This is a genomic window from Francisella sp. 19X1-34 (genome assembly GCF_041102755.1).
Lineage (GTDB): Bacteria > Pseudomonadota > Gammaproteobacteria > Francisellales > Francisellaceae > Francisella.
The window spans coordinates 26,871-36,791 of sequence record NZ_JBGCTX010000017.1; the positions used below are offsets into that span (position 1 = coordinate 26,871).

Below are 9,921 nucleotides of genomic sequence, written 5' to 3' on the forward strand. Positions count from 1 at the left end.
TAATAAAGCTTTTATTCAAAGTGAATTTTAGCATATTAAGATTTTTTTAATAAGGAATTTATGAAAAAAAGTGGAGCGGGAAACGAGGCTCGAACTCGCGACCCCAACCTTGGCAAGGTTGTGCTCTACCACTGAGCTATTCCCGCTTGAAACTATGGCACACCCAAAGGGATTCGAACCCCTAACCGCTCGGTTCGTAGCCGAGTACTCTATCCAGTTGAGCTATGGGTGCAAAAGTGAGATGTATTATAAATGCTTGTTTTTAATTAGTCAAGTTAGTTATGCCATTAATTGTTTCAATTAACTTCTCTTCTAGTTCTTGATCATTTAAGTTTGTATTATCAATTGTGTAGTCTGCAATTTTTTCTCTTTCATTATCTGAAATTTGAAGGTTTATAAATGCAACAGCTTGCTGTCTATCTTTACCATCACGCTCCATAAGTCTTCTAATTCTAGTTTCAAGATCTGCTTTGATAACGATCACTTTTTTTAGATAATCATAGTGACGAATATTGTATGGGCCTAAAAGTGGGATATCTACGATCGTCATAGCAGTTTCAGATTCTCTGACTTGCTTTTTTATCTCTCTGTTTATAACAGGGTGTAGATAATCTTCTAACCATTTTTTAGCTTCTTTTGATTCAGTGATAATAGCACGTAACATAGCTCTATTTATTTGCTTATTTACCACTATATCACTACCAAATTTCTCAGTAATGTTTTTGATCACAGAAGCTTTTTTTGTGATTTCTCTACTTATAGTATCAGCACAAACAACATTTAAATCCATTTTTTCTTTTAAGATTTTTGTAGCTGTTGATTTGCCGCTAGCTATACCGCCTGTTATACCGATTGGAAAAGTTCTTATTACACTCATTATATTAATAACTTAAGTAAAACAAATTATTTGAGGAGAAATTTTAATATTTTTTTTAAAAAAAGTCACATTTTTTTGATTAAAAAAGCTTTTAACTTTAAAATACAGCTAATTTCATAGCTTATAATAATAGAATATTTTGATTTTAAAAAAAATTATTTCAGATAAAATCAGCAAGGCAGATCAAATTTCATTTAGAGAATTTATGCAATTGGCTCTCTATTATCCAGAAGTTGGATACTACTCAGGATCAAAAGATAAAATTTCATCTCAAGGGGATTTTGTAACGGCGACAACTCAAAGTTCACTTTTTGCAAGAACTTTTGCAAGACAGTTTGCGCTAGTATTATCCAAGCTTGGCAGTGATACTTGTATTATAGAGTTTGGTGCAGGTAATGGTAAGTTTGCTACAGACTGTATGGATGAGCTATCGAAACTAGGACAATTGCCAGAGAAGTATATAATAATTGAGCTAAGTAATGATCTTAAATTAAGACAGCAAAAGTATATAAGAAAAAATATACCTAACTTATTTGACAGGGTTGTTTGGTTAAATGAACTGCCTGAACAAAAAATAAAAGCTATAGTTTTTGCTAATGAAGTTTTAGATGCTATGCCTGTAGATGTTTTTAAATTAAAAGAGGGTCAACTTTTTCAACAAGGCGTCGTAATTAAAGGTAGTGACCAGTTTGAATTTGCTGATATGCCAAGCAATGACAATCGATTTACTTCAGAGGCGAGTAGAATTTTAGATGATGGTGTGACCTTTGAGGAAGGTTATACTAGCGAAATAAATACTTGGATACGTCCCTGGGTCAAAGCATTAAAAGATAGCATATCTCAAGGTATTGTTTTTTTATGTGACTATGGTTATAACCGATCTGAGTACTATTCCAAAGAAAGAACTATGGGGACTTTAGCTTGTTACCATCATCATAAAGTCAATTTTGATCCATTTATTAATATTGGCGAGCAAGATATTACAGCTCATGTTGATTTCACAACTGTTGCTGAAGCAGCAACTGAAGTTGGTTTTGAACTTGATGGTTACATGACTCAAGCAAACTTTTTAAAAAGATCGCGTATATCAGAAGTTTTTACAGAGCACTCTAGAAGCTTAAGTCAAAAAGACCAACTAAGATATAATAATGATATAAAAGATCTTCTTTTAAATGATAAGCTTGCTGAGGTATTTAAGGTTATAGGTTTTTCTTTAAATTTTGATTTTATCTTAGAATCTTTTGATAATGATGATAATGTTGATTATCTATTGTGATAAGTATTCTTAAAAATTAATTACGAAAGTATTGAAAGTTTGCTCTTAATATATTGATTTTAAATGTCTATATCTTGTACTCTAAAAGTATAAATTCTAAAGCCCTCAAGTATTGTACGCTAGAAAATCTTATATATTTCTTTTTAGAGAATAAAAGCTAGAAAAAACTTACTCTATAGAGCGATAAAACTAAGAATCTTATGGTTGATGTTTAGTGTCGAGACTTTTTATTTGGGCTAAATAAACTTTTTTGTTTGTTAATTTTGAGTAGTGTCCTTACGTATAACCATAGAAATGCGTTATATAGTTGATGTTGCTTACCTATTAACTTATAATCAAACAAATAAGTTTTTAATTTCGTTAATATTCGATTAATTCGGAGGACAAAGGATGTCGGATTTCACTAAAGATATTGATGCTTTGGAAACTCAAGAATGGCTTGAGGCTTTTGAAGATGTCGTTAAAAGAGAAGGTGTTGATAGAGCTAAGTTTTTATTTGAACAGCTTTTGACTAAAGGTTCTGAATTGGGCATACAAAGTGCTTATTCTACAGCTAAAGTTAAGAACTACATTAACTCTATTGATGTTAGTGAGCAGCCTAGTTATCCAGGAGATATGGAGCTAGAAGAGAGAATTGAAGCTGTAAATAGATGGAACTCTGCTGTTATGGTTGCAGCAGCTAACAAGAAAGACGGTTCGATAGGTGGCCATATTGGTACTGGTGCTGGAGCTATGACTCTTTACGAGGTTGGTTTTAACCATTTCTGGAAAGCACCAAATGATAATCATGCAGGTGATTTAATATTCTATCAAGGTCATCTTTCACCAATTGTTTACGCACGTTCATTCTTAGAAGGAAGAATAACAGAGAAGCAGTTGGAAAACTTTAGAAGACAAGCTTTTGATGGTGAAAATGCAGTATCTTCATATCCGCATCCACATTTACAGCCTACATACTGGCAGTTCCCAACAGTTTCTATGGGCTTGGGGCCTCTTCAAGCTATTTATCAAGCGAGATTTATGAAGTACTTAGAAGCTAGAGGACTAGCTGAAACTGCAGATCGTAAAGTTTGGGCTTTCTGTGGTGATGGTGAGATGGATGAACCTGAATCAATGGGTGCTATCACTAGAGCTGGTAGAGAAGGTCTAGATAACCTTATTTTTGTGATTAACTGTAATCTACAAAGGTTAGATGGTCTTGTAAATGGTAATGGTAATATTGTTGAAGAGCTCGCTAACTCATTTATGGGTGCTGGCTGGGATGTTATCAAAGTCCTCTGGAGTAGTGACTGGGATAAATTATTACAAGATCCAAAAGGCGGTAAGAAATTAGCGCAGAGATTAAGTGAACTTAATGATGGACAGTTCCATACGATCAAGGCTCATGGTGGAGCTGAATGTCGTAATGTTGTATTTAGTGGTGATGAAGATTTAGAAGCTTTAGCTAAAGATATGTCTGATGCTGATATTGCTTCTCTTCGTCGTGGTGGTCATGATCCATTAAAGATCTATGCTGCTTATAAAAAAGCTACAGAAACTAAGAATGGCCGTCCAATACTTATACTACCTATGACCGTTAAAGGTTATGGTTTAGGTGAGTGGGGTGAGTCAAAAAATATTGCTCATAATGTTAAAAAGCTAGATACAGATGCACTTGAGCATATTAAAAATAGATTTGATGTTCCAGCAACAAAAGATGATGTTGAGAACTATAAGCTTATCAAACTAGATGAGAATTCTCCTGAGATGAAATATCTTCACTCTAAGAGAAAAGATTTAGGTGGTTATATTCCTAAGAGATTAGAAAATAATCAAGCTCTAGAAGTTCCTAGTTACAAAGAGTTTGCTAAGAACCTGTTAGATGATAGTGGTGATAGAGAGTTTTCTACAACAACTGCTTTTGTTAGGATATTGTCTCACCTAGCAAAAGATAAAAATATTGGTAAACATATTGTACCGATCACAGTTGATGAATCACGGACTTTTGGTATGGAAGGCTTATTTAGACAATTAGGCATATATAATCCACAAGGCCAGCAGTATGTACCAGAAGATAAAAAGCAAGTTATGTTCTATAAAGAAGCTGTAGATGGTCAGATTCTTCAAGAAGGTATTAATGAGCAGGGTGGCTTAAGTTCTTGGTTAGCAGCAGCTACTTCTTATAGTGTACATAAAGTGCCTATGATTCCATTTATGATCTATTACTCAATGTTTGGTTTCCAAAGATTTGGTGATCTTGCATGGGCTGCTGCTGACTCTATGGCAAAAGGTTTCTTACTTGGTGGGACATCTGGTCGTACGACTCTAAATGGTGAAGGTCTACAGCACGAAGATGGACATAGTCATATTCAAGCAGGACTTATTCCTGGTTGTATATCTTATGATCCAACATATGCATATGAATTGGCGGTGATTATGGATGATGGCCTTAAGAGAATGTATGTAAATGGTGAGCATGTTTTCTACTATATTACAGTGATGAATGAAAACTATTCTCATAGAGCAATGCCTGAAGGTGTTGAAGAAGGTATTCTTAAAGGTTTATACAAACTAGAAGATAACAAACCTGCTGATAAACATGTTCAATTAATGGGTTCTGGTACTATCTTAAGAGAAGTTGAAGCAGCCTCTAAAATGTTAAAAGAAGAGTATGGTATAACTTCTAATGTTTGGAGTATGACTTCTGCAAATGAACTTTATAGAGAAGCTAAAGATGTAGCAAGAACAAATATGCTTCATCCAACGGATAAAAAGAAAGAAAGCTATATCGAACAGTGCTTTAAAAATGAGCAAGGTCCAGTTGTTGCATCTACTGATTATATTAAGCTATATACTGACCAGCTTAGAGAGTTTATACCAAGCACATTTGTAAGCTTAGGTACAGATGGATATGGTAGATCTGATAGTAGAGCAGCTTTGCGTAGCTTCTTTGAAGTAGATAGGTATCATGTGGTTGTTGCTTCATTATATGCTTTACACTTAGATGGTAAAGTTGAAGCTAGTGAAGTTAAAGCAGCAATTAAAAAGTACAATATAGACCCAGAGCGTGTAGCTCCATTTTATAGCTAATCGGTAAGGAGATATAAATGTCTATAGAGATAGTTAAGATTCCTGATATTGGGGATTATGATAGTGTTGATGTAATTGAAGTGAATGTTGCTGAAGGTGATGTTATCGCTGAAGAAGATTCCTTAATTACATTAGAAACTGATAAAGCTAGTATGGAGGTCCCATCCCCAGTAGCTGGTAAGGTTGTTAAACTAACTGTAAATGTTGGTGATAAAGTTTCAGAAGGTTCGGCAATTATGGAAGTTGAACTAGAAGGATCATCTGATACAGCAGCAGAAGAAAAACCTGCCCAACAAACTGAATCTGCGTCAGCTTCATCAGGTGCTACTGAGACTGTTGATGTTAAGGTTCCTGATATCGGTGATTACGATGCAGCAGAGATTATTGAAATAGCTGTGAAAGTAGGTGATGAAATTGAAGAAGAAGATTCCTTGATCACCTTAGAAACAGATAAGGCTAGTATGGAAGTTCCATCATCTGCTAGTGGTAAAATCACTGAAATAGCTGTGAAAGTAGGTGAAAAGGTTGGTGAAGGTGACTTGATACTTAAAGTTGAAAGTGGTGCAAGTCAATCAGCTTCTGCTTTTACTGAAGAACAAAATCAGCAGTCAGCTCCAGCTCAGGCTTCTGAAAAGGTTGTTGATGTTGAGGTTCCTGATATTGGTGATTATGATAGCGTTGATGTTATTGAAGTGTCTGTAGCTGTCGGGGATAAAATTGAAGAAGAAGATTCTTTAGTTACATTAGAGACTGATAAAGCTAGTATGGAAGTTCCATCTCCAGTAGCAGGTGAAATTACTGAAGTTATTACAAAGGTTGGTGATAAAGTTTCTCAAGGTAGCTTAATTTTAAAAGTTAAGACTCAAGAATCTGCTCCAGCGGCAGCACCTAGTCAGCCTGCTAAACAAGAAGTTCCTAAGCAAGACTCTAAGTCTGCTCCTACACCTGCTCCAGCTCAAAGTAGTGTTAATGAGTATGCAGTAGATAATTCAAATGCTCATGCTTCTCCAGCTGTTAGAAAGCTAGCTAGAATTTTAAATGTTGATTTAAGCAAGGTAAAAGCTACAGGTCGTAAAGGTCGTGTAACAAAAGAAGATTGTTATAACTATATCAAACATGCTGTAACACAAGTTCAAACTGGTAAAGTTGCTGCAAGTGGTAGTGGCTTAGATCTTTTAGATGATCCTGTTGTTGATTTCTCTAAGTTTGGTGAGATTGAAACTCAGCCTTTAACTCGTATTAATAAAATTAGTGCGAAAAATCTACATAGAAACTGGGTAAAAATTCCTCATGTAACTTTCTATGATGATGCTGATGTTACAGATCTTGAAGAGTTTAGAAAAGCTAAAAAAGGATTCGCTGAGAAAATGGGTGTAAAAATCACTCCATTATCATTCTTAGTAAAAGCTGCAGCGGTAGCACTACAAGAGTTTCCAAGAATGAATAGCTCACTTTCAAATGATGGTGAGAATTTGATTCTTAAGAAATATTATAATATTGGTTTTGCTGCAGATACTCCAGCAGGACTAATGGTTCCGGTTATCAAAGATGCTGATAAAAAGGGTATTATTGAGATATCAAAAGATATTATGGAACTAGCTGGTAAGGCTCGTGATGGTAAATTAGGTTCTAAAGATATGTCTGGAGCTACATTTACTATCTCAAGTATTGGTGTTCTTGGAACTACAGCATTTACACCTATTATTAATATGCCAGAAGTAGCTATTATGGGTGTATCTAAAACTGCAGTTAAGCCAGTTTGGAATGGTAAAGAATTTGAACCTAGAACTATGTTACCATTATCTATGTCAGCTGATCATAGAGTTATTGATGGTGCATTAGCTGCTAAGTTCTTAACAAGATATAGTCAGATTCTTTCTGACTTACGTGAAATCATAATGTAAGTGTAAACACGGAGTTTTATAAAATGAGTGATATTAAAACACAAGTTGTAGTTTTAGGTAGTGGCCCTGGTGGATATAGTGCAGCATTTAGAGCAGCTGACTTAGGGCTAGAAGTTGTTTTAGTAGAAAGATATGAAAATATCGGTGGTGTATGTTTAAATGTTGGTTGTATTCCATCAAAAGCACTTCTTCACATTGCTAAGGTTATTAATGAAGCTAGACATTTAGCTGCTGATGGTATCATCGAAATGGGTGATATGAAAATCAACAAAGATAAGGTTATTAAATATAAAGATGATGTTGTAAGTAAGCTTACAGGTGGTTTAAAAGGTATGGCTCAGATGAGAAAAGTAAAAATCGTACAAGGTTACGGTAAATTTACATCTGATAAAGAGCTTGCTGTTGAAGCTACTGATGGTAAAGTTACAAAGATTACATTTGATAATTGTATTATTGCTGCTGGTTCTAGTGTAATCAATCTGCCATTTGTTCCAGAAGATGAGAGAATTATCGACTCTACAGGCGCTCTTGAAATGAAAGAAATTCCAGAGACTATGCTTGTAGTTGGTGGTGGTATTATTGGTCTTGAGATGGCGCAAGTTTATTCGGAGCTTGGTACTAAGATCACAGTTGTTGAGTTTGCTGATCAGCTTATGAACGGTGTTGATAAAGACATGGTTAAAGCTTATGAGAAAATGAACAAGAAATATGAAGTTCGCCTAAAAACTGGTGTTACAGCTATGGAAGCTAAGAAAGATGGTATCTATGTAACAATGGAAGGTGAGCATCCTGCTAAAGAAGAACGTTATGATAGAGTTCTTATGGCAATTGGCCGTAAGCCAAATGGTAAATTGATCGATGCAGAAAAAGCAGGTGTTAAAGTTGATGAAAGAGGCTTTATCCCTGTGGATAAGCAACTTCGTACAAATGTGCCTCATATTTTTGCAATTGGAGATGTCGTTGGTCAACCTATGCTTGCTCATAAAGCTGTACCTGAAGGAAGAACAGCTGCTGAAGTTATTTCAGGTTTAAATCATAGTTTTGATCCTTTAGTAATTCCTTCTGTTGCTTATACTGATCCAGAAGTTGCTTGGGTTGGTGAAACTGAAGCTTCTGCAAAAGCTAAAGGCATTAAGTATGAAAAGGGTGTGTTCCCTTGGGCTGCTAGTGGTAGATCACTAAGTATTGGTAGATCAGAAGGTATGACTAAGGTTCTATTTGATGAAAATCATAGAATCATTGGTACTTCTATTGTTGGTACTAATGCAGGTGAGCTTATTTCTGAAGCAGCACTTGCTATTGAAATGGGTTGTGATGCTGAAGATATCGCTCTTACAGTTCATCCACATCCAACTCTTTCTGAGAGCTTAATGATGGCTACAGAAGTATTTGAAGGTACTGCAACAGACCTACCTCCTCAGAAAAAGAAAAAATAAATTCTAATTTTCTTTCCAAGTTATTTAATTCTACAAAATCTACCTTAAAATATATCAAAAAAACAAGTTTAACTATGTCTACTAATGAATGGAAAAAAGCTCTAAAAGAGTCTTTTTACTCTCCCTTGGAACTATTAAATTTTTTAGAAATAAATAATGATATTGCAAAAGTTTCATTTAAGTCAGTAAATCATTTTAAAATGATTGTCTCAAAATCTTTTGCTAACAGGATGGAAAAAGGCAATATTAATGATCCATTATTAAAACAAGTCTTGCCAACTGTAGATGAAGAGGTTATAGATAGAAATTATAGTAGTGATCCATTAGATGAGAAAAAATATAATAAGATCCCTGGTTTGTTACATAAGTATTATGGAAGAGTTTTGCTAATTGCTCACACAAGCTGTGCTATTCACTGTAGATATTGCTTTCGTAAAGAGTTTGACTATGAGGATAATATTCCGGGCAGAAAAGATTGGCTCAAAGTTTTAAATTATATAAGAAGTGATAAAAGTATTGAGGAGGTTATTTTAAGTGGAGGAGATCCTTTATTAAATAATGATGATGTTCTGGAGTTCTTTTTAAATGAGATAAAAGGAATATCTCATATTAAGAGGGTTAGGATTCATTCAAGGATACCTATTGTATTGCCAGAAAGAATAACTGAAACTTTGCTAGATATTTTCTCTAGATATGAATTAGATATAGTACTTGTAGTACATGCAAATCATCCTAATGAGATAAATGGTGATATTACTAATGTATTAAAAGATATAAATAAAACTGGAGTTGTTGTTTTAAATCAAAGTACAATGCTTAAAGGAGTTAATGATGATCCGAATATATTGTATGCATTAAGTACTAAATTAATTAGTGCAAGAGTTATTCCTTATTATATACACCTATTAGACCCTGTTTCTGGAACTAAGCATTTTGATATTGATAATGCTAAAGACATTATGAAAAAGCTTTCTGAAATCTCATCAGGGTATATGGTGCCTATATTAACTAAAGAAAATCCTGGATATCCATCAAAAAAATGGATTTCGTTTCATAGTTAAATAGTATAATACCTCACTTACTAGTTTCTAAATTAAAATTACCCTTTTCTATTAAAGGCATTTTTTATAAAGAATATTTAATTTCTCATTCTTTACAAAGTTATTTTATATTTATCTATGTAATTTTATCTTAAAGCAGAATCCATTTTGATAAGGAAGTTTTATATATTAGCAAAAGCTCTGATTAATTGATTTTATAGGAATTCAAATTGATTACTAGGAAAGATGTAAAAAGGGTTAATTTTTGGTGTTTATATCTTGACATTTAGTGTTTTGGATTGGTTGATTTAGGTATTTT

At 34.1% G+C, this 9,921-nt stretch carries 6 protein-coding genes and 2 tRNA genes; 5 read left to right on the forward strand and 3 right to left on the reverse strand.

Annotation, left to right across the window (positions count from 1 at the left end; all coding sequences use genetic code 11):
* Nucleotides 1-71: 71 nt before the first annotated feature.
* The 3 genes from AB8E56_RS04075 to coaE form a co-directional block, all read right to left on the reverse strand.
* Nucleotides 72-146: transfer RNA gene (locus AB8E56_RS04075), tRNA-Gly, on the reverse strand.
* A 9-nt stretch (nucleotides 147-155) separates the two neighbouring features.
* Nucleotides 156-232, reverse strand: a tRNA-Arg gene (locus AB8E56_RS04080).
* A gap of 30 nt (nucleotides 233-262) precedes the next feature.
* A complete protein-coding gene (coaE, locus tag AB8E56_RS04085; RefSeq protein ID WP_329478246.1) occupies nucleotides 263-877 on the reverse strand; it encodes a dephospho-CoA kinase in 615 nt (204 codons plus the stop codon).
* Between the two features lie 139 nt (nucleotides 878-1,016).
* Here coaE and AB8E56_RS04090 point away from each other — a divergent pair, with 139 nt between their 5' ends.
* From AB8E56_RS04090 to epmB, 5 genes are all read left to right on the forward strand, one after another.
* On the forward strand, nucleotides 1,017-2,153 hold the full coding sequence (locus AB8E56_RS04090; protein WP_329478248.1) for an SAM-dependent methyltransferase: 1,137 nt from the start codon (nucleotides 1,017-1,019) through the stop codon (nucleotides 2,151-2,153).
* A gap of 390 nt (nucleotides 2,154-2,543) precedes the next feature.
* Nucleotides 2,544-5,222: a pyruvate dehydrogenase (acetyl-transferring), homodimeric type gene (gene aceE, locus AB8E56_RS04095; RefSeq protein ID WP_329478250.1), complete on the forward strand. Its 2,679-nt coding sequence runs from the start codon at nucleotides 2,544-2,546 to the stop codon at nucleotides 5,220-5,222.
* Between the two features lie 17 nt (nucleotides 5,223-5,239).
* On the forward strand, nucleotides 5,240-7,126 hold the full coding sequence (aceF, locus tag AB8E56_RS04100) for a pyruvate dehydrogenase complex dihydrolipoyllysine-residue acetyltransferase (protein ID WP_329478252.1): 1,887 nt from the start codon (nucleotides 5,240-5,242) through the stop codon (nucleotides 7,124-7,126).
* A 23-nt stretch (nucleotides 7,127-7,149) separates the two neighbouring features.
* Nucleotides 7,150-8,562 (forward strand): dihydrolipoyl dehydrogenase, encoded by a 1,413-nt coding sequence (gene lpdA / locus AB8E56_RS04105; RefSeq protein ID WP_329478254.1) that lies wholly within the window; start codon nucleotides 7,150-7,152, stop codon nucleotides 8,560-8,562.
* A gap of 74 nt (nucleotides 8,563-8,636) precedes the next feature.
* A complete protein-coding gene (epmB, locus tag AB8E56_RS04110) occupies nucleotides 8,637-9,623 on the forward strand; it encodes an EF-P beta-lysylation protein EpmB (protein ID WP_329478255.1) in 987 nt (328 codons plus the stop codon).
* Nucleotides 9,624-9,921: the final 298 nt, after the last annotated feature.

Coding starts and splice junctions, on each gene's coding strand:
- coaE (WP_329478246.1), bottom strand. CDS start 877: ATGAGTGTAATAAGAACTTTTCCAATCGGTATAACAGGCGGTATAGCT.
- lpdA (WP_329478254.1), top strand. CDS start 7,150: ATGAGTGATATTAAAACACAAGTTGTAGTTTTAGGTAGTGGCCCTGGT.
- aceE (WP_329478250.1), top strand. CDS start 2,544: ATGTCGGATTTCACTAAAGATATTGATGCTTTGGAAACTCAAGAATGG.
- epmB (WP_329478255.1), top strand. CDS start 8,637: ATGTCTACTAATGAATGGAAAAAAGCTCTAAAAGAGTCTTTTTACTCT.
- aceF (WP_329478252.1), top strand. CDS start 5,240: ATGTCTATAGAGATAGTTAAGATTCCTGATATTGGGGATTATGATAGT.